Raw genomic sequence first — 20,726 nt, 5'->3', positions numbered from 1 at the left:
GAGATGGCCACCAAGGTCGAGGTCGCCCACACGATGATGGTCAAGGCCGCGCGGTTGAAGGACACCGGGCAGCGGATGGACGTCGAGGCCGGGATGGCGAAGATGGTCGCCAGTGAGTACGCCAACGAGGTCGTCGAGGACTCCTTCCGCATCCACGGCGGCTACGGCTACTCCAAGGAGTACGAGATCGAGCGCCTCATGCGCGAGGTCAAGTTCATGCTCATCGGCGAAGGCACCTCCGACATCCAGAAGATGATCATCGGCCGCAGCCTGCTCAAGGACTACCAGCTGCGCTGAGCCGGTCAGCGACCGCCGGTCGCCTCGGCCGCGGCGTCGGCGGCGGCCAGCGCCTCGCTGGCGGCCTCGACGGCGTCGGGGGAGAGGACGTGCTCGATCGCGAGCGCGGACGCTCCCAGCACCGCCGCCTCGCCGCCGGCGCGCGAGGTGACGATGCGCAGGTGCTCGGTCGCCAGCGGCAGGGACCGGTGGTAGACCGACTCGCGGATCCCGGCCAGCAGGTGCTCCCCGGCGCCCGCGACCTGGCCGCCGATGACGACCACCGACGGGTTGATCAGGTTGACCATGGTGGCGACGACCTCGCCGATGTCGCGCCCGGCCTGGCGCACGACGCCCATCGCGACCCGGCTTCCTGAGCGCACGAGCTCGACCACGTCGCCGCCGTTCTCGGCCTGCTCGCCCTGGGCGCGCACGGCGGCCGCGAGCGCGGGACCGGCTGCGACGGCCTCGAGGCAACCGGAGTTGCCGCACCGGCACGGCACGTCGTCGGCGCCGGGCACCCGGACGTGCCCGAGGTCGCCGGCCGTGCCCTGGGCGCCGCGCTGCAGGATGCCGCCGGACACGATGCCGGCGCCGATGCCGGTCGCGACCTTGATGAGGACGAGGTCGTCCACGTCGCGCAGGTGCCGACGGCGCTCGCCCAGCGCCATGATGTTGACGTCGTTGTCGACGAGGACCGGCACCGGGTACTTCTCCTGCAGGTAGGCAGGCACGTCGAAGCGGTCCCAGCCGGGCATGATCGGCGGGTTGATGGGGCGCCCGGTGGAGTGCTCCACGGGGCCCGGGAGGCCGATGCCGATGGCGGCGAGGTCCTCGGCGGGGCGCTCGCTGGTCTCGAGGAGGTCGCGCACGGACTCCACGACCCAGGACAGGACCGCCTCGGGGCCGTCGGCGACCGCGATCTGCGCGTCGACCTCGCCGAGGATCGAGCCGTTGAGGTCGGTGAGGGCCGCGCTGGCGTGGGTCGCGCCCACGTCCACACCGACCACGACCTTGGCGGTGGGGTTGAGGGCGAAGAGGGCAGGGGGACGGCCGCCGGTGGACCGGGCGCCGCCGAAGGGGGCGACCAGGCCGAGCCGCATGAGGGTGTCGATGCGGGCCGTGATCGTCGAACGCGCCAGGCCCGTCGCTTCGGCCAGCTGGGCCCGCGTCCAGGGCCTTCCGTCACGGAGGAGATCGAAAAGCTCACCGGTTCGCACGGGCGGAGTCAAGCACATGCACGACTTTGCACGCCAGAGGTAACACTTTTGAGAGGTACTCGACAAAAGCCCGTGACGCGTGCCACAGTGTCGCCCGTGCCCCCGATCACCCCCGAGAACCACCCGGTCGAGAACGCCCTCGTCGCGACCGGGATGACGAAGAGCTTCTTCGGCAACACCGTGCTGGACGGTCTAGACCTGACCCTGCGCGCCGGTGAGGTCCACGGCCTCGTCGGCGAGAACGGCGCGGGCAAGTCGACGCTCATGAAGATGCTCGCCGGCGTCTACACACCCGACAGCGGCACGATCGTCGTCGGCGGCGACGAGGTGTCGTTCAGCCACCCGGTCCAGGCGCAGCGCGCCGGCGTGTCCACCGTGTTCCAGGAGTTCAACCTCCTCCTCGAGCGGACGATCGCCGAGAACATCTGGCTCGGTCGCGAGCCGCGGCGCTTCGGCCGCTTCGGCCCGGTCGACACCGGCCGCATGCGCCGTGACACCGAGGAGCTGCTCACCGGCCTCGGCGTGGCCGGCCTCAGGGCCGGCACCCTCGTGCGCAACCTGTCGGTCGCCGAGCAGCAGGTCGTGGAGATCGCCAAGGCGGTGAGCTTCGACGCCAAGGTGATCCAGATGGACGAGCCGACGGCGGCGCTGGCCGACCACGAGGTCGAGCTCCTCTACTCGATCATCCGTCGCCTCACCGACCGTGGCGTCGCCATCGTCTACGTCTCGCACCGGCTCAAGGAGATCTTCGACCTCTGCACGACCATCACCATCCTCAAGGACGGCGAGCACGTGGCCACGCGGCCGGCCGCCGAGCTCTCCGAGGCCGAGCTCGTGCGCCTGATGGTCGGTCGCCCGCTGACGACGTACTTCCCCGAGAAGCCCGTCGACGTCGCCGTCGGCGACGTGCGGCTGGCGCTGTCCAGTGTCGGGAACGGCTATGTCGACGACGTCTCGCTGGAGGTCCGCGCCGGCGAGATCGTCGGCATCGCGGGGCTGCAGGGCTCGGGTCGCACCGAGCTGCTCGAGACCGTCTTCGGCGTGCACCCCGTGTCGCGCGGCTCGATCGCCCTCGACGGGTCGCCCCTCAAGGTCAGCAGCCCTCGCCAGGGCGTGCGCGCCCGGCTGGCCTTCATCACCGAGGACCGCAAGGCCAAGGGCCTCGCGCTCAACCAGTCGATCCTCGACAACGCCCTCGGCGTGGTGCGCGCGGTCTTCCCGCGGCGAACCGGAACCGCGCGGCGGGACATGCCGGGCGTGCTGTCCGGTCTCGACGTCGCCGCCCACAGCCTGGGCCAAGAGGTCCAGTTCCTGTCCGGCGGGAACCAGCAGAAGGTGGTGCTCGCCCGCTGGCTGAGCATCGACCCGCTGGTGGTGCTGATGGACGAGCCCACCCGCGGCATCGACGTCGGCGCCAAGCACCGCGTCTACGAGCTGATGCGCGAGCTGACCCGTCAGGGCGTCGCCGTGCTGATGGTCTCCAGCGAGCTCCCCGAGGTGATCGGCATGTCCGACCGCATCCTCGTGATGCGTGACGGCCGGCTCGCCGGCGAGCTCTCGGCGGGTGCGAGCGAGGAAGCGGTGCTGGCGATGGCCACCGGAGCAGCGAGCGAGGAAGCAGCATGAGTGCCACCACCGACCCGGCCGCGAGCGTGGAGTCCCGCGACTCCGTACGCCGTCGGCGCGCCGCGCGACCGCGCGGTGCCAAGCAGCTCGACTCGACCGCACTGATCTACCTCGTGCTCGTCGGCGTCATCATCGTCTCGACCGTGCTCACGGCCCTCGAGGGCCGCAACTTCTTCAGCCAGGGCAACATCTGGGCCGTCCTCACCGCGATGAGCGTGCTCGGCCTGATCTCGATCGGCCAGACCCTCGTGATCCTGGTGGGCAGCCTGGACCTCTCGGTGCCCTACGTCGTCAGCCTCGCGACGGTGGTCGCGGCCGGCGGCATGAAGGGCCTCGACGGCAACATCCCCGCCGCGGTCTTCAACACCCTCGCCGTGTGCGCGGTGGTCGGCCTCGCGATGGGGCTGCTGGTCAGCGTCCTGCACGTCCACGGCTTCATCGCCAGCCTCGGCGTCGGCCTGATCGTGAGCGGCTACCTCGCCACCAACTACCAGGGCAGCCACGGCTCTGCGGCGCCCGGCCTGAGGCTGCTGGGCCGCAGCGGGATCGTGGGCTGGATCCCCACCGCGTTCCTCGTCCTGCTCGCCTGTGCGGTCCTGGTGACGCTCATGCTGCGCTACACCCGGCTGGGTCACCACGTCTACGCCATCGGGGGCAACCGCGACGTCGCCCGCATGTCGGGTGTGCGGACCGTCCTGCCGGTGGTCTCGGCCCACGTGCTCTGCTCGGTGCTGGTCGGCCTCGCCGCACTGCTCCTGCTCTCGCGCACCGGCGTCGGGTCACCGACGATCGGGTCGCAGGGCCGCTACGACCTGCTGTCCATCGCGGCGGTCGTGCTCGGCGGCACCCTGCTCGCCGGCGGCAAGGGCAGCGTGGTCGGCACGATGGGCGGCGTCGCGATCTTCGCCGTCCTCGACAGCGTCATGGGTGTCATGCAGGTCAACCCGTTCCTCAAGGACTTCATCCGCGGCCTGGTGATCGTGCTCGCCGTCGCCGTCTACGCCCGCCGCAGCGTCGTACGCCGTCCACCACGCTTCGGCAGCGGTAGCCGGCCCTCGCTGCCCGTCCCCGGATCGACCACGAAGGAGGAGACCGCATGAGCACCGCGACCTCCAGCCCCGAGGCCTCCGCGGCCGGCCGCACGCTCCCGCTCACCGAGGGCTCGCTCCCGCAGCGCGTCCTCCGTGGCGCGCTGACGCCGGGTGGGGCGGTGTTCATCCTGCTCGCCGTCCTCTTCATCGCCGTCGTCTGGGTCAACCCCTCCTTCGGCGAGCCGCCGCAGCTGATCCGCTTCATCGGCCGCACGGCGCCGATCGCCATCGCCGCGATGGGCCAGTACTACGTGATCGTCGCCGGCGAGTTCGACCTCTCGATGGGGGCGGTCATCGCGACCCAGGTCGTCATCGCGGGCAACTACATCGGCGACGACGAGAGCCGGGTGCTCCCGGCCATCGCGCTCATGCTGGTGATCGGCGTGGCCGTCGGCATCGTGAACGGACTGGGCACCACGATCCTGCAGGTGCCGAGCTTCATCGTCACCCTCGGCACGATGCTCGCGCTCGGCGGCCTGGTGAGATACCTGACCGGCGGCGCCGCCACCGGCAACCCGGTCGACACGTTCCGCGAGATCGGGCGCGGCGGCATCCAGGACGTGCCTGTCCTCGACGTGCTGCCCTACTCGGTCATCATCCTCGTCGCCGTCGCCGCCGGCAGCTTCTGGCTGATGCGCTCACCGTTCGGCCGCACACTGATCGCGACCGGTGACAACCCGGACGCCGCCGGCCTGGCCGGCGCGAAGGTCTGGTGGGTCAAGACGCGGGCGTTCATCCTGTCCTCGCTCTCGGCCACCATCGCCGGCATCCTCCTCGTCGGCTACGCAGGAGTGCACCCCTCGGTCGGCGCCGGCTACGAGTTCCAGGCCATCACGGCTGTGGTCCTCGGCGGCGTCGTGCTGGGCGGCGGACGCGGCTGGGTGCTCTCGGCCGCCGCCGGCGCCTTCGCACTGGAGCTGCTCTTCTCGTTCCTCAACTTCCAGGAGGTCGAGTCCACCTGGAGGAACACGGTCCAGGGCGTGATCATCATCCTCGCCGTCGCCGCCTCGGCGCGGGCGTGGTCCCTGGGTCGTCGTCCCCCCTCTCGGTCCACCCCAGCAGCACCTGCACCATCACCCACCACTGCCCGCCCGGGCACTGAAACAGGAGAAAACTGATGCGCCACAAGATCCACCGCGCGCCGATGGCAGTGGCCTCGGCCCTGCTGCTCGGGGTGTTCGCCACCTCGTGCAGCACCGAGGACCCGACCGACTCCACGTCGGGCACCGACGAGAGCTCGGAGACGTCCGAGTCCCCCGAGGCGTCGGAGGAGGAGGGCTCGGGCGACGAGCAGGAATGGTTCGACCAGGCCGTCTACGACGAGCAGTACGAGCAGCGCTCGGCGACGTTCGAGGGTGACCCCGAGACCCCCTACCTCCAGTACATCGACGGCGAGATGACCGACACGGGCGACTACAAGGCCAACGGTGAGATGAAGGCGTGCTTCGCCAACGCCTCGATCTCGAACCCGTGGCGCCAGACCGGCTGGATCACCATGAACCAGCAGCTCAAGGACCTCCAGGACAAGGGTGTCATCTCCGAGATGGAGACCCGCGACGCCGGTGACGACGACAACACCCAGATCGCCGACATCGACTACTTCATCTCCGAGGGTGACTGCGACGCCTTCATCATCTCGCCCAACTCCACCGCGGCCATGACCGACGCGGTCGAGCGTGCCTGCGAGACCGGCAAGCCCGTCGTGGTGTTCGACCGCGGCGTGGAGACCGACTGCGCCACCACCTTCATCCACCCGATCGGTGGCTTCGCGTGGGGCATCGACACCGCCGAGTTCCTCATCGACAACCTCGAGGAGGGCGACAAGGTCGTCGCGCTGCGCATCCTGCCCGGTGTCGACGTGCTCGAGCAGCGCTGGGCGGCTGCCGAGAAGCTCTTCGAGGAGAACGGCATCGAGGCGGTCGACTACTTCACCGGTGCCGACCCGACCGAGATCAAGAAGATCATCACCGACGAGCTCGGCAAGGGCGAGGTCCAGGGCGTCTGGATGGACGCCGGTGACGGCGCTGCCGCCGCCATCGAGGCCTTCGAGGACTTCGGTGCCGACTACCCGGTCATGACCGGCGAGGACGAGATGACCTTCCTGCGCAAGTGGGAGGAGACCGGGCTGACCGGCCTGGCGCCCGTCTACTCCAACTTCCTTCTTTTACCCCCCCGTGGGTGGGCGGGGCGCCCCCGCCCCCCCGACACCTGTCCCCGCACCACCCCAGAACGCACCCAGAACGCACCCAGCACACCCCACACCGCACACCGCCCCGGAAGGACCGCTCCATGCGCGAGATCGGCGTCAACACGTGGGTCTGGACCTCGCCGCTCACCGATGCGGGCGTGGCCGACATGCTGCGACGGATCGCCGGCATGGGCTTCGACGCCGTCGAGCTCCCGCTGGAGAACGCCGGCGACCTCACCGTCCCCGTCGTCTCCGACGTGCTCGCCGAGACCGGCCTGACGCCGTGCGTCGTGGGAGCAATGGCTCCGGGACGCGACCTCGTCGACGCTTCGTGCGTCGCCGACACCCAGGACTACCTCCGCGCCTGCATCGACTTCGCCGCCGGCATCGGCGCGCGGTCGGTGTGCGGCCCGTTCTACGCCTCGACCGGCCGCGTCTGGCGGATGGACGCCGACCAGCGGCAGACGGCGTACGACGACCTCCGCACGCACCTCGCACCAGTGGTCGACCACGCGGTCGCGCAGGGCGTCCGGCTCGGGATCGAGCCGCTCAACCGTTACGAGACCTCTCTGGTCAACACCGTCGACCAGGCCCTGACCGCCCTCGAGCCGTTGCTCGGCGAGGGACTCGGCCTGGCCCTGGACAGCTACCACCTCAACATCGAGGAGCGGTCCAGTGCGGGCGCGATCCGGGCCGCCGGTCAGCACCTGGCGCACGTCCAGGTCTGCGGCAGCGACCGTGGCGCGCCGGGCGGCGACCAGACAGACTGGAAGGCCCTGGTGTCCGCCCTCGACGACGTCGGCTACGACGGCCCCCTCGTCATCGAGAGCTTCACCGCAGACAACGCATCCATCGCCACGGCCGCCTCCATCTGGCGTCCGCTGGCAGCCACCCAGGACGAGCTCGCCCGAGACGGCTTGTCCTTCCTCCGGTCCCTCGCCTGAGCGACCGTCCACCGCAAGTCAGGAGAAGCACGTGACCAGCACACCCAGCGCATCGGGCGCCGCCGGGTCCCCGGGAGTCGCCGTCATCGGATACGCCTTCATGGGCAAGGCGCACTCCCACGCGTGGCGCAACGTCGCGGCCCTGCGCCCCGGCGCTCCCGGCGTACGCCAGCAGGTGCTGGTCGGTCGTGACGCGGACGCCGTGGCGGCCGCGGCCGGGCAGTACGGCTGGACCGAGTCGGCCACCGACTGGCGTGAGGTCCTGGACCGTGACGACATCGACATCGTCGACGTGTGCGTCCCCGGGCACCTGCACGCCGAGGTGGCGATCGCCGCCCTCGAGGCAGGCAAGCACGTGATCGCCGAGAAGCCCCTGGCCAACACCATGGCAGAGGCGGAGAAGATGGTCGCCACCGCGAAGGCCGCCCGCGAGCGCGGCGTGCACTCGATGGTCGGCTTCAACTACCGGCGCGTGCCGGCGCTCGCGCTGGCCAAGCGGCACATCGCCGCGGGCCGTCTCGGCGACGTGCGGCAGGTGCGCGTCTCCTACCTGCAGGACTGGCTCGCCGACGACGCTGCCCCGATGACCTGGCGGCTGCGCCGCGAGCTCGCCGGTTCCGGCGCGCTGGGCGACCTGGCCTCCCACGCCGTCGACCAGGTGCGTTTCCTGCTCGGCCAGGAGGTCACCGCCGTCAACGCGATCACCCACACCTTCGTCCCGCAGCGCACCGGCGCCGACGGCCCCGAGGAGGTCACCGTCGACGACGCCGCGTGGGGCACCCTGCGCACCGACGGCGGTGCCGTGGTCAGCCTCGAGGTCACCCGCATGGCGACCGCCCGCAAGAACGCCCTCGGCATCGAGGTCTACGGCAGCAACGGCGCCCTGCGCTTCGACCTCGAGTCGCTCAACCACCTCGACGTCTGCCTCGACGGCGCCGACAGCTTCAGCCGGGAGCTCGTCACCGAGCAGGACGACCCCTACATCGACGGCTGGTGGCCGCCCGGGCACGTCCTCGGCTGGGACGCCACCTTCACCAACCAGGCCTCGGACTTCCTCGCCGCGCTCGCCGCGGGCCGGGAGCCCACGCCGTCGTTCGAGGACGGGATCGCCGTCCAGCGCGTCCTGGCCGCGATCGAGGCCAGCTCCGCACGCGGTGGCAGCTGCGTCGAGGTCGACGGGGGCCCGATCTGATGGGTCGCCCGTTCACCCTCTTCACCGGCCAGTGGGTCGACCTGCCCCTGGAGGAGGTGGCCCGGCTCGCGTCCGAGTGGGGCTACGACGGCCTCGAGGTGGCCGTCTCCGGCGAGCACCTCGACGCCTGGCGCTGGGACGACGCGGACTACGTCGCCGAGCGGCTCGGCATCCTGGAGAAGCACGGCCTCCAGCTGCACGCCATCTCCAACCACCTCACCGGCCAGGCGATCTGCGACGACCCGATCGACTTCCGGCACCAGGCCATCGTCCGCGACCACGTGTGGGGCGACGGCGACCCGGAGGGCGTGCGCCGGCGCGCCGCCGAGGAGATGAAGCTGACCGCCCGGCTCGCGCAGAAGCTCGGCGTGAAGACCGTCGTCGGCTTCACCGGGTCCTCCATCTGGCAGTACGTCGCGATGTTCCCGCCCGTGCCCGCGGAGCGGATCGAGGCCGGCTACCAGGACTTCGCCGACCGGTGGAATCCGATCCTCGACGTCTTCGACGAGTGCGGCGTGCGCTTCGCCCACGAGGTGCACCCCTCCGAGATCGCCTACGACTACTGGACCACCCGACGCGCGCTCGACGCGATCGACAACCGTCCGGCGTTCGGCATCAACTGGGACCCGAGCCACATGATGTGGCAGGGCATCGACCCGGTCGCGTTCATCTCCGACTTCGCCGACCGGATCTACCACGTCGACTGCAAGGACACCCGGATGCGGATGGGCGGGGGCCGCAACGGCATCCTCTCCTCGCACCTGCCGTGGGACGACCAGCGCCGCGGCTGGACCTTCGTGTCCACCGGCCACGGCGACATCCCGTGGGAGGACTGCTTCCGTGCCCTCACCGCGATCGGCTACGACGGTCCCATCTCGGTCGAGTGGGAGGACGCCGGCATGGACCGCCTGCGCGGTGCCCCCGAGGCGCTCGAGCGCCTGCGGGCGCTCGACTTCGAGCCGCCTGCGCAGTCCTTCGACGCCGCCTTCAGCAAGCAGTCGGAGGGCTAGGACTCCTCGCCGCCGGTCGGGTCGTCCGGGCCCACCCCGAACTGCCTTCATGGTGCCTGCGTGACGCATCGCACCTGCCCAGCTCTGACGGAAGCCCTGCGCCTGCGACACGATGTGCGACATGAGTTCTGCGGCCAAGACCAACCCGGGCAACTTCTTCGAGGACTTCTCCGTCGGGCAGGTCATCGAGCACGCCACCCCGCGCACGGTCACGGAGGGTGACCGTGCGCTCTACGGCGCGATCTACCCGACGCGGTTCGCCGTCCCGTCGTCGGCGGAGTTCGCGGCGTCGGTCGGGCTCACGGCCCACCCGGTCGAGGAGCTGATGGGCTTCCACGTCGCGTTCGGCAAGACGGTGCCCGACGTCTCGATCAACGCGGTGGCCAACCTCGGCTACGCGGAGTGCCGCTTCCACGTGCCGGTCGTGCCGGGTGACACCCTCCGCACCCGCTCGGAGGTCATCGGCCTCAAGCAGAACTCGAACGGCCGCACCGGGGTGGTCTGGGTGCGGTCGACCGCCACCAACCAGCGCGGCGAGGTCGCGATCGACTGGGCCCGCTGGGTGATGGTGCACAAGCGGTCGGCCGACTCGCCCGCCCCCGAGACCGTCGTGCCGTCGCTCTCGGACGTCGTCGCGCCCGAGGACCTGGTGGTGCCCGCCGGCCTCGACTTCTCGGCGTACGACGTCGTGGCCGCCGGCGAGCCGCACCGGCTCGGCGACTACGAGGTGGGGGAGCGGATCGACCACGTCGACGGCGTGACGCTCACCGACGCCGAGCACATGATGGCCACCCGGCTGTGGCAGAACACCGCCAAGGTGCACTTCAACACCGACGCGCGTCCCGACGGCCGGCGGCTCGTCTACGGCGGCCACGTGATCTCGCTCGCGCGGGCGCTGTCCTTCAACGGCCTGGCCAACGCTCAGCTCGTCTCCGCGATCAACGCCGGCGCCCACGTCGCCCCGGCGTTCGCCGGGGACACCGTCCACGCCTGGTCCGAGGTGCTCGACACCGCGATCCTCGACGCACCCGGCGTCGGGGCACTGCGCCTGCGGCTGGTCGCCACCCGCGGGCGCGACGAGTCGATGACGCTGCGCGGCGACGACGGGACGTACGCCGACGGGGTCCTGCTCGACCTCGACTGCTGGGCGCTCGTCCCGCGCTGAGCCCTGCGCTCGGCGGTGTGTCAGGGGCATCCCCGGCGACCGGAGTGCCCGTGGCTCACCGCTGGTCGGTGAGCCGACGCAGAACCCTCCCGAGGGCGGTGCCTGAGCCACCTCCGGGAGCCTCGGAAGGTGGCTGGGACACCGCTCGGTCGGGCGCCACCGGCGACACGCGGCCGAGCAGGTCGTCGGCGATCAGCCCGACGGCCTCCTCGAGCGACGCGGGCTCGGAGTCGGTGCCGAGGCGCGGCAGGACCGTCCTGGCCGCCGCGAGAAGCTCCTCGTCGGTCGCGTCGTCGGGGGTGCGACCGTCGCGGAGCGGCGCCGGCAGCAGGTCGTCGAGGTCGCCCACGACGTCGTACGAGCTGGCGCGGAGGTCGGCGACGATCGCCGCCGAGCGCTCGTGCACCCAGGCGTGGTGCCGGGCGGGCAGGACGAACGACTCGCGGACCGCCGAGCCGACGAGCGCCTCGGGGACGAACGTCCCCTTCACGTGGCGGGTCAGCTCGGGGGACCGCTCGGACCGTGGCAGGCGCTCGTTGATCCGTCGCAGGAGCTCCGCCTCGACCAGGCCGAGGGAGGCGTTGGGGCGCTCGGCCTCGGTGTCGAGACCGGCCACGTCGACGCCGAGGACCGAGGCGGTGCGCAGCCACAGCTCCTCGCGCGGCGCGCCGGGAGGAGGTACGACGACGAGGTGGGCGCGCTCGTCGGGGAGGCCGGCGGACCAGAGCTCGAGGATCGCGGGCACGTCCTGGTAGCGCCAGAACTTCTGGTCGTCCTCGTCGCGACGGACCGTGGCGAGGAAGCGGCGGTACGCCTGCCGGGCGCCCATCTTGACCCGCTGCTGCCACGCCGAGGGCAGCACCCGTCCGAGGTCGCGGGCCGTGACGACCACGTGGACCTCGTCCGCGGCGTCCGCGAGGTCGTCGAGCGCGGCCCTCGCCGCCTCGGCGGGGGAGTCGGCGAAGTGCTCGTTGGTGAGCAGCACGTCGCCCGGCCAGTGCCGAGCCTCCTCGACGAGGCGCCGCCAGGCGTCGCGCTCGCGGTCGACGAGCGTCTCGACGACGGCGGTCATGCCCTTCACGACGGCGGCTGCGGCGAAGTGGTCGCGGCGCGCGCCGGGCAGCAGGAGCCCGCGGCCGCGGAGCTCGTCGCGGTGTCGCCACCAGAGGTCCTGCAGGAAGGAGGTCCCCGACTTCGCCGTGCCGACGTGGAGGAACACGCGGCGAGCCATGCGGGTGAGCCTACTGGGTGGCGGCAGACTCGGTCCGTGGCCTGGGATCGCACCTTCTTCTACGACACCTACCCGCGGCTGGAGGCGGCCTTCTCGGCGCGCCTCGACGACAGCCTCGCACCGCGGGACCCGTCGGTACTGCTTCAGGTGGTGCGCGAGCTCGACCTGCGCCCCGACAGCCGGGTCGTCGACGTCGGGTGCGGCGAGGGCGCCCACGCCGTCCGGCTCGCGACCCACTTCGGCTTCCGCGTCCTGGGCATCGACCCGGTGCAGCGCCACCTCGACCTCGCCCGCGCCGCCCGTCGCGACCTCGTGCCCGACATCTCCTCCCGGCTCGCGTTCGAGCGCGGCACGGCCACGGACCTGCCGGTGGCCGACGCCACGCTCGACCTGGTGTGGTGCCGCGACGTGATGGTCCACGTCGAGCATCCCGACGACGCCTTCGCGGAGTTCGCCCGCGTGCTGCGACCCGGCGGACACGTCGTGGCGTTCCAGGCCGTCGCGACCGACCTGCTCGGCGACGAGGAGGCCGACTGGCTCTTCGACGTCATGGGCGTGGTGCCCGCCTCCGCCGACCCGCGGGTCGTCGACGACGCGATCGCCCGGTCGGGGCTGCACGTGGTCGACACCATCGACCTCTCCACCGAGTGGGGCGAGTGGTCGCAGGAGCAGGACGGCAGCGGGGGCCGCGCGCTCCTGCACCTGGCGCGGTTGCTGCGCGAGCCCGAGCGCTACCGGGCCGAGTTCGGGGACGCGGCGTACGACGTGATGCTGGGCGACTGCCGCTGGCAGGTCTACCGGACGATGGGCAAGCTCGGCGCGCGGATCGACGTGCTGCGCAAGGGTTAACCGCTCGACCCTGCTTGCCGGGTTTGACAGGGTGGGGGTTCCGACCGTTCATCGATCCAGGAGGACCTCATGGCCGATCAGGACCCCAACGCCGACATCAAGGCGAAGATGCGGGAGGCCCTCGATCGCAAGAAGGGCCACGACCATCCGGACGACAGTGCGGGCTCGCGGGAGAAGGCGCACGGCTCCGAGGTCAACGACAAGAACGTCGCCAAGCCGATGCACCGACGCAAGGCCGGTGGCGGCGGCGTCTGAGGCCGTCCCGCCCGAGTCCTAGCGCGCGCCGGCGGGCACCTCGTCCGCCGGCGCGAACGCCTTCGCGAGCCAGAACAGGGCCACCACCAGCACGAGAGGCACGGCGAAGCCGATCCTCAGCGAGCTGGAGCCGACGGCCCCCGTCATCACGGCGCCGAGCAGCGCACCGGCGTAGTTGAACTGGTTGAAGCGCGCCACCACGGCGTCGACCCGGGCCCGCCGCGTCGCCGGGTCGGCGTCCCGGCYGGCCAGCGCCGCGGCGGCCGAGAAGCTCAGTGGCGCCACGACCGCCACCCCGCAGCCCAGCAGCGTGAACCCGAGCACCGCGACCGGCCACGACGGTGCGGCGACCACCACGGTGAGCGCGACGAGGGCGATCGCCGCCCCGACCCGCACCAGGCGGACCGCGCCGACCTGCTCGGTCAGGCGGTCACCGGCGAGACGCACCACGCCGCTCGCCACGAGGTAGGGCAGCGTGGCCAGGGCGACCAGGTCCTCGGGGGCGTCGAAGACGTCGTCGAGGTAGACCGGTCCCCAGGTCGCCGCGGCGGTGTCGACGGTGTAGAAGGCGACGAGCGCCAGCCCGACCATCACGATCGCCCGCCACGGCACGTCCGTCTCCGTGGTGGTCGCCGGACCGCCGTGGTCGCGACGGAGGTACGGCGCCATCGTGGCAGCGAGCGGGAGCGCGGCGACCAGCGCGACCGCCGACCACGGGACGTCCCCGGTGGCCAGGGTGACGACGGCGCCGACGATGCCGCCCATCGTCCACGCCCCGTGGCACGACGGCAGCACGACCCGGCCCCACCGGTGCTCGAGGGCCACCGCCTGCATGTTGCCCGTGGCGTCGACGAGCCCGAGCCCCACGCCGTACGCCGCGAGCCCGACGACGAAGACCGGTCGGGTGGGGGCGAGGACGGTCACCGCCACCGACACCGCGACGACCAGCAGCCCGGCGCGGAGGACCACGGCACTGTCGAGGCGCGGGGCGAGCCGCTCGGCGACGAGCGACCCCGCCCCGGCGAGGAGCACCATCATCAGCAGGACGCCCGAGAGCGCGAGCTCGCCGAGGTCCCATCTGTCCTGGAACCGGGGCAGCCGCGTGGTCAGGCTGATGAACACCAGGCCCTGCACGGCGAACGCCGCAGCGATCGCGCGTCGCGCCCGGCGGAGGTCGGCGGTCGTCATGCCGAGCATCGTGACAGCCCCGCCCGGCGCCCGTGGCAGACTCGCGGACATGACCTCCGGTGGCGCGAACTCCGATGGCCCCGAGCTCTGGGTGGTCCGGCACGGTGAGACGGAGTGGAGCCGCGACGGTCGGCACACCTCGGTGACCGACCTGCCGCTCACCGAGACCGGTGAGGAGGGCGCGAAGGCGCTGGCGTCCCGGCTGGCCGAGGTCGAGTTCGACCTCGTCCTGACGAGCCCGCGGCAACGCGCGCGTCGTACGGCCGAGCTGGCCGGGTTCCCCGACGCCGCGGTCGACGAGGACCTCGTCGAGTGGGCCTACGGCGACTACGAGGGCGTGACCACCGCGGAGATCCGCGAGGACGTGCCCGGCTGGACGATCTGGACGCACCCCGCGCCGGGCGGCGAGACCGCCGACGAGGTCTCGGCCCGCCTGGACCGCGTCGTGGCGCGGGCGCGGGAGCACGACCGCACCCTCGTCTTCGCCCACGGCCACTCGCTGCGCGTGCTGACCGCGCGCTGGGTCGAGCAGCCCGCCGACGTGGGCCGGTTCTTCAAGCTCGACACCTCGACCGTGTCGGTGCTGGGCTTCGAGCGCGACCACCCGGCGCTGCTGAAGTGGAACAGCTGACGTGCGGATCGACCTCCACACGCACTCCTCCGCCAGCGACGGCACCGACACCCCGGGAGACCTGGTGCGCGAGGCCGCAGCCGCCGGCCTCGACGTCGTCGCGCTGACCGACCACGACGCCATGTCCGGCTGGGCCGAGGCGCAGGAGGTGGCCGACGAGGTCGGGATCACGCTCGTGCCGGGCCTCGAGATCAGCACGCGCTTCGGCCATCGGGGCGTGCACCTCCTGGGCTACCTGCCCGACCCGACGGACCCGGCGCTGGTGCTCGAGCTCGACCGGATCCTCGAGGGGCGCACCGCGCGGACGCCGGCCATCGTCGCGGCCCTCCGCGCGCACGGCGTCGACATCACCGAGGACGACGTACGCCGTGAGTCCGGGGGCTCGGTCGCGGCGGGACGCCCGCACGTGGCCGACGCGCTCGCCCGGCTCGGCGTGGTCCGGGACCGCACCGAGGCGTTCGCGACGCTGCTGAGCCCGGGGCAGCCGGGCTACGTCAACCGCTACGCGTCCGCGCTCGAGGAGATGATCCCGATCATCACCGGCGCCGGCGGCGTGCCTGTGATCGCCCACCCGTGGGGGAGGCGCGGTGGCACCGTGCTCGACGAGACCGCGCTCGCCATGCTGAAGGACCTCGGCCTCGCCGGGATCGAGGTCGACCACCAGGACCACCCCCCGGAGCTGCGCGAGCGGCTGCGCGGCATCGCCGCCGACCTCGACCTCGTCGCCACCGGGAGCAGCGACCACCACGGCCTCGGCAAGGTCGACCACGACCTGGGCGTCAACACGACCGACCCCGAGCAGTACGAGCGGCTGCTCTCGCTGGCCGGCAACCCGCTCGGTGGCTGAGCTGCCGGACCGCGTCCTCGTCTACGGCGTCACGGGGAGCGGCAAGTCGACCGCTGCGCTGACGATCGGCGCCCGCACCGATCACCCGGTGACACTGGTCGACGAGCTGACCTGGCTCCCCGGCTGGGTGCCGGTCGACGGCGCGGTCCAGCGGGACCTCATCAGCGAGGTCGTCGCGGGGGAGCGGTGGCTCCTCGACTCGGCGTACGGCGCCTGGCTCGACCTGGTGCTCCCGCACGCCGAGCTGGTGGTCGGGCTCGACTACCCGCGCTGGCTCTCGCTCGGCCGGCTGGTGCGGAGGACGGTCTCGGCGGCGATCACGAAGGAGCCCCGCTGCAACGGCAACGTCGAGACCTGGCGCAAGGTCGTCGCGCGCGACTCGATCATCGGGTGGCACTTCCAGTCCTTCGCCCGCAAGAGGACCCGCATGCGCGCCTGGGCCGCCTCGCCCGACGGACCGCAGGTGATTCTCTTCCGGCGCCCGCGTGACCTGGAGTCGTGGATCGCCACGCTCGGCCCCGCCGCGGGTGACACCTGAGCGAGGCCCTGAGGCGTCAGCCTGACGTCGAGCCGCGCACCATCCGCCGCTCGAGCCCGACGTCCTCGGGCTTGGTCGCGCCGTCGAAGGCGAACCCGTGGCGCTCGTAGAAGCCGATCGCCCGGAGGTTGCCGTCGAGGACCCAGAGGTAGGCGGGGGAGTCGCCGATCGCGGCCTCGAGGAGGGCGTGCCCGACCCCGGTGCCGTACGACGACGCCCGCACGTAGAGACCCATCAGCTCGAGCGGAGGGAGGCCGTCGTCGGGGTCGCGGCCACCGCCGGTGCTGGAGAAGCCCAGCAGCCGGCCGTCGGACGACCACGCGAGCAGGTTGTCGCTCGAGCCGGTGGCGATGATGCGGCTCCAGCTCGTGACCCGCTCGTCGCGGCGCGAGCGCCGGTCGGCGAACACCGACGCGGGCATCAGGTCGGCGTACGCCTCCTCCCAGACGTCGAGGTGGAGGTCGGCCAGCTGCTCGGCGTCGCCGACGAGAGGGGGTGCGATGCGCACCTTCACCGGCGGCCCATGCCCTGCGTGAGCCGGAGGACGCGGTTCGGGATGGCGGTCGTCAGCACCCGGATCGTCTTGTACTGCGCACCGGGGACCGAGTAGGCGCGACCCTTCTCGAAGTCCTCGAGCGACGTGCGGACGAGGAAGTCGGCGTCGAGCCACATGAAGCCCTCGCCACGCTTGACCTGCATCCGCTGGTGGAACTCGGTCTTGGTGAAGCCCGGGCACAGGGCCATCACCTTCACGCCGCGCGACTTGTACTCCAGGTGCGCCCACTCGCTGAAGCTGTTGACCCACGCCTTCGACGCCGAGTAGGTGCCGCGGGGGAGGAAGGCCGCGACACTGGAGACGTTGATGATGCCGCCGTGGCCGCGCTCGGCCATCGCTCCGAGCGCGGCGTGGCTCAGCCGCAGCACCGCGGTGACGAGGACCTCCAGCATCGCGGTCTCGTCGTCGGCGGTGTTGTCGAGGAAGCGCTTCTTCAGCCCGAAGCCGGCGTTGTTGACCAGGAGGTCGATCGGTCGGTCGTGGTCGGCCAGCCGGGCCTCGACCGTGGCGAGCTGGTCACGGTCGGTGAGGTCGGCGACCAGCACCTCGACCTGGACCTGGTGGGTGCGCCGCAGCTCCTCGGCCACCTCCTCGAGGCGGGCGGAGTCGCGCGCCACGAGGACGAGGTCGTCGCCGCGGGCGGCGAGCTGGACGGCGTACTCGTGGCCGATGCCGGCGGTCGCGCCGGTGATCAGTGAAGTGCTCATGCCACCAGCATTTCAGGACCGCCCCACCCTCCGCGAGCCCGTCCGGCACAATTGCCGGCAATGAGCACCAAGAGCCGGGGAGCGGCCCCCGTCACGCTGGCCGTCGCCAACCAGAAGGGCGGGGTCGCCAAGACCACGTCCGTCGCCTCGATCGGCGCCGCGCTGGCCGAGCTCGGGCACCGCGTGCTGCTGGTCGACCTCGACCCGCAGGCCTGCCTGACCTTCTCCCTCGGCATCGACCCCGAGGACCTCGAGACCTCGGTCCACCACGTCCTCACCCAGGGCGTCGACCCGATCGAGGTCATCATCGAGACCGAGGAGGGCGTCGACGTCCTGCCGGCCACGATCGAGCTGGCCCGCGCCGAGGCCGACCTCCTGACCCGCACCGGGCGCGAGCACGTCATCAAGGGCGCCCTCGAGCAGCTGGCCGAGGACCTCGAGGACTCCGAGGAGGGGGCCTACGACTGGGTGCTGCTCGACTGCCCGCCCTCGCTCGGCGTGCTGACGGTCGCCGCGCTCACCGCCGCCGACGGCGTGCTGATCCCGCTGCAGTGCGAGACGCTCTCGCACCGCGGCGTGGGCCAGCTGCTCGACACCGTCCACGACGTGCGCCGCTTCACCAACCGCGGGCTCGAGGTCTGGGGCGTGCTGCCGACGCTCTACGACGGCCGCACCAACCACTCCCGCACGGTGCTGGAGACGATCAGCGAGACCTACGACCTCGAGGTCGTCGAGCCGCCGATCCCCAAGACGATCAAGTTCGCCGAGGCCCCGGCCGCCGGCCGGTCGATCCTCGCCACGAGTCGCAGCAGCAAGGGCGCGAACGCCTACCGCGAGGTCGCCCGGAACCTCGTCGAGCGGGCCTCCCGCCCCAAGAAGAAGGTGGCGAAGAAGCCCGCTCGCGCGAAGTAGTGGCCCGGAGGCCGGAGATCAGGCCTTGGGGGCCTCGACCGACTCGCCACCGCGGGTGCGACGGCGGTTGCGGTTGCGGCGGCGGGGTGCGTCACCGGACTTCTCCGGGGAGCCGGCGTCGGAGCCGCTGCGGCCCGAACCCGAACCCGAACCCGAGCCCGAACCCGAGCCCGAGCGCCGCTCGCGCGGCGCGCGCTCCTTCTTCTCGACCGGGGCGGGGTCGACGATGCGGCCCTTCGTGCCGGCCGGGATGCCCTGGTCGTGGAACAGGTGCTCGGAGGTCGAGTACGTCTCCTGCGGCACGTCGAAGGGCAGGTCGAGCGTCTTGTTGATCATCTTCCAGCGGTGCAGGTCGGCCCAGTCGACGAAGGTGATCGCCGTACCGGTGGCCCCGGCGCGACCGGTGCGACCGATGCGGTGCACGTAGGTCTTGTCGTCCTCGGGGCAGGTGTAGTTGATGACGTGCGAGACGCCGCGGACGTCGATGCCCCGGGCCGCGACGTCGGTGGCGACCAGGACGCGGATCTTGTCCTCGCGGAACTTGGCGAGTGCCTTCTCGCGCGCGACCTGGGCCATGTCTCCGTGGAGCGGGGAGGCCAGGAAACCGCGCTCGGCGAGGTCGTCGGCCACGCGCTGGGCCTGGCGCTTGGTGCGGGTGAAGACGATGATCTTCTCGGCGTCCTCGGCCTGCAGGACCCGGCCGATGATCTCCGGCTTGTCGAGGTCGTGGGCCTGGTAGATGAACTGCGCGGTGGCCGGGACCATCGTGGTGTCGTACGACGACTCGGCACGGATGTTCATCGGGTGCCGCATGTGGATGCGGGCCAGCGAGACGATGGCGGCCGGCATGGTCGCCGAGAACAGCATCGTCTGGCGGGTCTCGGGCGTCTTCGAGATCAGCGTGATGACGTCGGGCAGGAAGMCGAGGTCGAGCATCTCGTCGGCCTCGTCGAGGACCAGCGCGTGGACGTGCGAGAGGTCGAGCGAGCGACGGTTGGCCAGGTCGATGAGCCGACCCGGCGTGCCGACGACGATGTCGACACCGGACTCGAGCGCCTCGAGCTGGGCGTCGTAGCCGACGCCGCCGTAGACGGTGAGGACGCGGAGGCCGAGGTCCTTGCTGGCCAGGTGCAGGTCGTTGGAGACCTGCAGGGCGAGCTCGCGGGTCGGCGCGACGATGAGGGCCTGCGGCTTGCCCTGCGGCATGTCGGCGTAGGCCGGGTCCTTGGGGGCGACGCTGCGCTGCAGGACCGGGATGCCGAAGGCGAGGGTCTTGCCGGTGCCCGTGCGGGCCTGGCCGATGAGGTCGGTTCCCATCAGGGCGACCGAGAGGGTCATCTCCTGGATGGCGAAGGGGGTGGTGATGCCGGCGCGGTCGAGCGCGTCGCAGATGTCGGGCAGCACGCCCAGTTCACGGAAGGTGGTCACGAGATGGTGTCTCTCTGCTGAGTCGGATGTCCCACGTATGCGGTCAGCCCACTCGAGAGGCCCTTGGCGGGCGAGTGCCGACCGCGCACATACAGGCGGCCACCGGCAGATAGTCGGCGGCTCGGTCACCATGATGCTATCGCTAGGCTGCGAACATGACGGAATCGCCCGATGAGGACTACCGACGCGCCGCAGTCGACCTCCTCGGAGCCATCGCCTACGGCGAGCTGTCTGCCTTCGAGCGCCTCGTCGAGGACGGCAAGATGGCGCCCGGGATCGACGACAAGATCGCCATCGGCGCGATGGCCACCGCCGAGTTCGGGCACCTGCAGAAGCTCGTCGAGCGGCTCGAGCAGCTCGGTGCCGACCCGGCCGAGGCGATGCAGGCCTTCCGGGACAGCTTCGACAGCTTCCACGCGCACACCGCGCCCTCCGACTACTACGAGGGCCTGATCAAGGCCTACGTCGGCGACGGGCTCGCCGCCGACTTCTACCGCGAGATCGCCGCCTACCTCGACCCGGAGACCCGCGAGGTCATCATCAGCTCGCTGCAGGACACGGGACAGACGGCGTTCATCGTCGAGCGGGTCCGCGCCGGCATCGCCGAGGACCACCGGCTCGGCGGTCGGCTGGCCCTGTGGGGACGTCGGCTGATGGGCGAGGCCCTCACCCAGGCGCAGCGCGTCGCGGGCGACCGTGACTCCCTCACGGCGCTGCTCGCCGGAGGAGTGGACCGCCCGGGTCTCGACCTGGCCGCGCTGGGCCGGATGTTCACCCGGCTGACCGAGCTGCACACCGACCGGATGGCCCGGCTGGGCCTGGAGGCCTGAGTCACCGCCAGACGCGACGAGGCCCCGCATCCGTCGGATGCG

At 71.7% G+C, this 20,726-nt stretch carries 22 protein-coding genes; 16 read left to right on the top strand and 6 right to left on the bottom strand.

Annotation, left to right across the window (positions count from 1 at the left end; genetic code table 11):
- On the top strand, positions 1–297 hold a 297-nt coding region (locus tag ACXJKB_RS20350; protein WP_457191631.1), incomplete at its 5' end, for an acyl-CoA dehydrogenase family protein.
- Positions 298–302: 5 nt separating this feature from the next.
- Here the strand turns inward: ACXJKB_RS20350 and ACXJKB_RS20345 are convergent.
- The gene (locus tag ACXJKB_RS20345; RefSeq protein ID WP_457191629.1) at positions 303–1,496 is read right to left on the bottom strand and encodes an ROK family protein; all 1,194 of its coding nucleotides are present in this window, start codon (positions 1,494–1,496) and stop codon (positions 303–305) included.
- A gap of 96 nt (positions 1,497–1,592) precedes the next feature.
- Here ACXJKB_RS20345 and ACXJKB_RS20340 point away from each other — a divergent pair, with 96 nt between their 5' ends.
- From ACXJKB_RS20340 to ACXJKB_RS20305, 8 genes are all read left to right on the top strand, one after another.
- Positions 1,593–3,122, top strand: a complete 1,530-nt coding sequence (locus ACXJKB_RS20340) for a sugar ABC transporter ATP-binding protein (RefSeq protein ID WP_457191627.1) — start codon at positions 1,593–1,595, stop codon at positions 3,120–3,122.
- Positions 3,119–4,222 (top strand): ABC transporter permease, encoded by a 1,104-nt coding sequence (locus ACXJKB_RS20335; RefSeq protein WP_457191625.1) that lies wholly within the window; start codon positions 3,119–3,121, stop codon positions 4,220–4,222. Before ACXJKB_RS20340 ends, ACXJKB_RS20335 begins: the two co-directional genes overlap by 4 nt.
- Positions 4,219–5,331 carry an ABC transporter permease gene (locus ACXJKB_RS20330; RefSeq protein WP_457191623.1) on the top strand — a complete coding sequence of 371 codons (1,113 nt, stop codon included), beginning with the start codon at positions 4,219–4,221 and terminating at the stop codon, positions 5,329–5,331. Before ACXJKB_RS20335 ends, ACXJKB_RS20330 begins: the two co-directional genes overlap by 4 nt.
- Positions 5,331–6,680, top strand: a complete 1,350-nt coding sequence (locus ACXJKB_RS20325; RefSeq protein WP_457191621.1) for a substrate-binding domain-containing protein — start codon at positions 5,331–5,333, stop codon at positions 6,678–6,680. Before ACXJKB_RS20330 ends, ACXJKB_RS20325 begins: the two co-directional genes overlap by 1 nt.
- On the top strand, positions 6,590–7,345 hold the full coding sequence (locus tag ACXJKB_RS20320) for a sugar phosphate isomerase/epimerase family protein (RefSeq protein WP_457191619.1): 756 nt from the start codon (positions 6,590–6,592) through the stop codon (positions 7,343–7,345). Before ACXJKB_RS20325 ends, ACXJKB_RS20320 begins: the two co-directional genes overlap by 91 nt.
- Positions 7,346–7,376: 31 nt before the next feature.
- Positions 7,377–8,537, top strand: coding sequence for a Gfo/Idh/MocA family protein (locus ACXJKB_RS20315; RefSeq protein WP_457191617.1), 1,161 nt, complete (start codon positions 7,377–7,379; stop codon positions 8,535–8,537).
- Positions 8,537–9,547: a sugar phosphate isomerase/epimerase family protein gene (locus tag ACXJKB_RS20310; protein WP_457191615.1), complete on the top strand. Its 1,011-nt coding sequence runs from the start codon at positions 8,537–8,539 to the stop codon at positions 9,545–9,547. The genes ACXJKB_RS20315 and ACXJKB_RS20310 overlap by 1 nt, the downstream gene beginning before the upstream one ends.
- Positions 9,548–9,668: 121 nt before the next feature.
- A complete protein-coding gene (locus tag ACXJKB_RS20305) occupies positions 9,669–10,712 on the top strand; it encodes a MaoC family dehydratase (RefSeq protein WP_457191613.1) in 1,044 nt (347 codons plus the stop codon).
- 55 nt (positions 10,713–10,767) lie between these two features.
- Here ACXJKB_RS20305 and ACXJKB_RS20300 read toward each other — a convergent pair whose 3' ends face one another.
- Positions 10,768–11,943 carry a hypothetical protein gene (locus tag ACXJKB_RS20300; RefSeq protein WP_457191612.1) on the bottom strand — a complete coding sequence of 392 codons (1,176 nt, stop codon included), beginning with the start codon at positions 11,941–11,943 and terminating at the stop codon, positions 10,768–10,770.
- A 36-nt stretch (positions 11,944–11,979) separates the two neighbouring features.
- Between ACXJKB_RS20300 and ACXJKB_RS20295 the strand changes: the two genes are divergently transcribed.
- Both ACXJKB_RS20295 and ACXJKB_RS20290 read left to right on the top strand, forming a co-directional pair.
- Positions 11,980–12,792 (top strand): class I SAM-dependent methyltransferase, encoded by an 813-nt coding sequence (locus tag ACXJKB_RS20295; protein WP_457191610.1) that lies wholly within the window; start codon positions 11,980–11,982, stop codon positions 12,790–12,792.
- Between the two features lie 69 nt (positions 12,793–12,861).
- Positions 12,862–13,047 (top strand): DUF5302 domain-containing protein, encoded by a 186-nt coding sequence (locus tag ACXJKB_RS20290; RefSeq protein WP_191194958.1) that lies wholly within the window; start codon positions 12,862–12,864, stop codon positions 13,045–13,047.
- 18 nt (positions 13,048–13,065) lie between these two features.
- Here the strand turns inward: ACXJKB_RS20290 and ACXJKB_RS20285 are convergent, their stop codons facing one another.
- Positions 13,066–14,235 (bottom strand): MFS transporter, encoded by a 1,170-nt coding sequence (locus tag ACXJKB_RS20285; RefSeq protein WP_457191608.1) that lies wholly within the window; start codon positions 14,233–14,235, stop codon positions 13,066–13,068.
- A gap of 49 nt (positions 14,236–14,284) precedes the next feature.
- Here ACXJKB_RS20285 and ACXJKB_RS20280 point away from each other — a divergent pair, with 49 nt between their 5' ends.
- From ACXJKB_RS20280 to ACXJKB_RS20270, 3 genes are read left to right on the top strand one after another with little or no spacing between them, the layout of a single operon-like run.
- Entirely contained in the window at positions 14,285–14,866 is a 582-nt protein-coding gene (locus ACXJKB_RS20280; RefSeq protein WP_457191606.1) for a histidine phosphatase family protein, read from the top strand.
- A 1-nt stretch (position 14,867) separates the two neighbouring features.
- The gene (locus tag ACXJKB_RS20275; RefSeq protein WP_457191604.1) at positions 14,868–15,713 is read left to right on the top strand and encodes a PHP domain-containing protein; all 846 of its coding nucleotides are present in this window, start codon (positions 14,868–14,870) and stop codon (positions 15,711–15,713) included.
- Complete coding sequence (locus tag ACXJKB_RS20270) at positions 15,706–16,251, top strand: adenylate kinase (protein WP_457191602.1); 546 nt, start codon at positions 15,706–15,708, stop codon at positions 16,249–16,251. The genes ACXJKB_RS20275 and ACXJKB_RS20270 overlap by 8 nt, the downstream gene beginning before the upstream one ends.
- Positions 16,252–16,267: 16 nt before the next feature.
- Here ACXJKB_RS20270 and ACXJKB_RS20265 read toward each other — a convergent pair whose 3' ends face one another.
- Entirely contained in the window at positions 16,268–16,765 is a 498-nt protein-coding gene (locus ACXJKB_RS20265) for a GNAT family N-acetyltransferase (protein WP_457191600.1), read from the bottom strand.
- Positions 16,762–17,514: an SDR family NAD(P)-dependent oxidoreductase gene (locus tag ACXJKB_RS20260; protein ID WP_457191598.1), complete on the bottom strand. Its 753-nt coding sequence runs from the start codon at positions 17,512–17,514 to the stop codon at positions 16,762–16,764. Before ACXJKB_RS20260 ends, ACXJKB_RS20265 begins: the two co-directional genes overlap by 4 nt.
- 60 nt (positions 17,515–17,574) lie before the next feature.
- On the opposite strand from ACXJKB_RS20260, the gene ACXJKB_RS20255 reads away from it, so the two are divergent.
- On the top strand, positions 17,575–18,426 hold the full coding sequence (locus ACXJKB_RS20255; protein ID WP_457191596.1) for a ParA family protein: 852 nt from the start codon (positions 17,575–17,577) through the stop codon (positions 18,424–18,426).
- A gap of 18 nt (positions 18,427–18,444) precedes the next feature.
- On the opposite strand, the gene ACXJKB_RS20250 is transcribed toward ACXJKB_RS20255, so the two are convergent.
- A complete protein-coding gene (locus tag ACXJKB_RS20250; RefSeq protein WP_457191594.1) occupies positions 18,445–19,854 on the bottom strand; it encodes a DEAD/DEAH box helicase in 1,410 nt (469 codons plus the stop codon).
- A 155-nt stretch (positions 19,855–20,009) separates the two neighbouring features.
- Here ACXJKB_RS20250 and ACXJKB_RS20245 point away from each other — a divergent pair, with 155 nt between their 5' ends.
- Positions 20,010–20,684 (top strand): ferritin-like fold-containing protein, encoded by a 675-nt coding sequence (locus tag ACXJKB_RS20245; protein WP_457191592.1) that lies wholly within the window; start codon positions 20,010–20,012, stop codon positions 20,682–20,684.
- Positions 20,685–20,726 lie beyond the last annotated feature (42 nt).

This window comes from Nocardioides sp. P5_E3 (genome assembly GCF_054049275.1).
The sequence above is the reverse complement of the archived record's forward strand: the minus strand, read 5'-3'. Positions and strand labels throughout refer to the sequence as shown.

What these genes read in the sequence shown, in the direction of transcription:
- ACXJKB_RS20280 (WP_457191606.1), top strand. Translation starts at nt 14,285, where the DNA reads ATGACCTCCGGTGGCGCGAACTCCGATGGCCCCGAGCTCTGGGTGGTC.
- ACXJKB_RS20335 (WP_457191625.1), top strand. Translation starts at nt 3,119, where the DNA reads ATGAGTGCCACCACCGACCCGGCCGCGAGCGTGGAGTCCCGCGACTCC.
- ACXJKB_RS20260 (WP_457191598.1), bottom strand. Translation starts at nt 17,514, where the DNA reads ATGAGCACTTCACTGATCACCGGCGCGACCGCCGGCATCGGCCACGAG.
- ACXJKB_RS20245 (WP_457191592.1), top strand. Translation starts at nt 20,010, where the DNA reads ATGACGGAATCGCCCGATGAGGACTACCGACGCGCCGCAGTCGACCTC.
- ACXJKB_RS20255 (WP_457191596.1), top strand. Translation starts at nt 17,575, where the DNA reads ATGAGCACCAAGAGCCGGGGAGCGGCCCCCGTCACGCTGGCCGTCGCC.
- ACXJKB_RS20305 (WP_457191613.1), top strand. Translation starts at nt 9,669, where the DNA reads ATGAGTTCTGCGGCCAAGACCAACCCGGGCAACTTCTTCGAGGACTTC.
- ACXJKB_RS20330 (WP_457191623.1), top strand. Translation starts at nt 4,219, where the DNA reads ATGAGCACCGCGACCTCCAGCCCCGAGGCCTCCGCGGCCGGCCGCACG.
- ACXJKB_RS20325 (WP_457191621.1), top strand. Translation starts at nt 5,331, where the DNA reads ATGCGCCACAAGATCCACCGCGCGCCGATGGCAGTGGCCTCGGCCCTG.
- ACXJKB_RS20290 (WP_191194958.1), top strand. Translation starts at nt 12,862, where the DNA reads ATGGCCGATCAGGACCCCAACGCCGACATCAAGGCGAAGATGCGGGAG.
- ACXJKB_RS20320 (WP_457191619.1), top strand. Translation starts at nt 6,590, where the DNA reads ATGGGCTTCGACGCCGTCGAGCTCCCGCTGGAGAACGCCGGCGACCTC.
- ACXJKB_RS20300 (WP_457191612.1), bottom strand. Translation starts at nt 11,943, where the DNA reads ATGGCTCGCCGCGTGTTCCTCCACGTCGGCACGGCGAAGTCGGGGACC.
- ACXJKB_RS20310 (WP_457191615.1), top strand. Translation starts at nt 8,537, where the DNA reads ATGGGTCGCCCGTTCACCCTCTTCACCGGCCAGTGGGTCGACCTGCCC.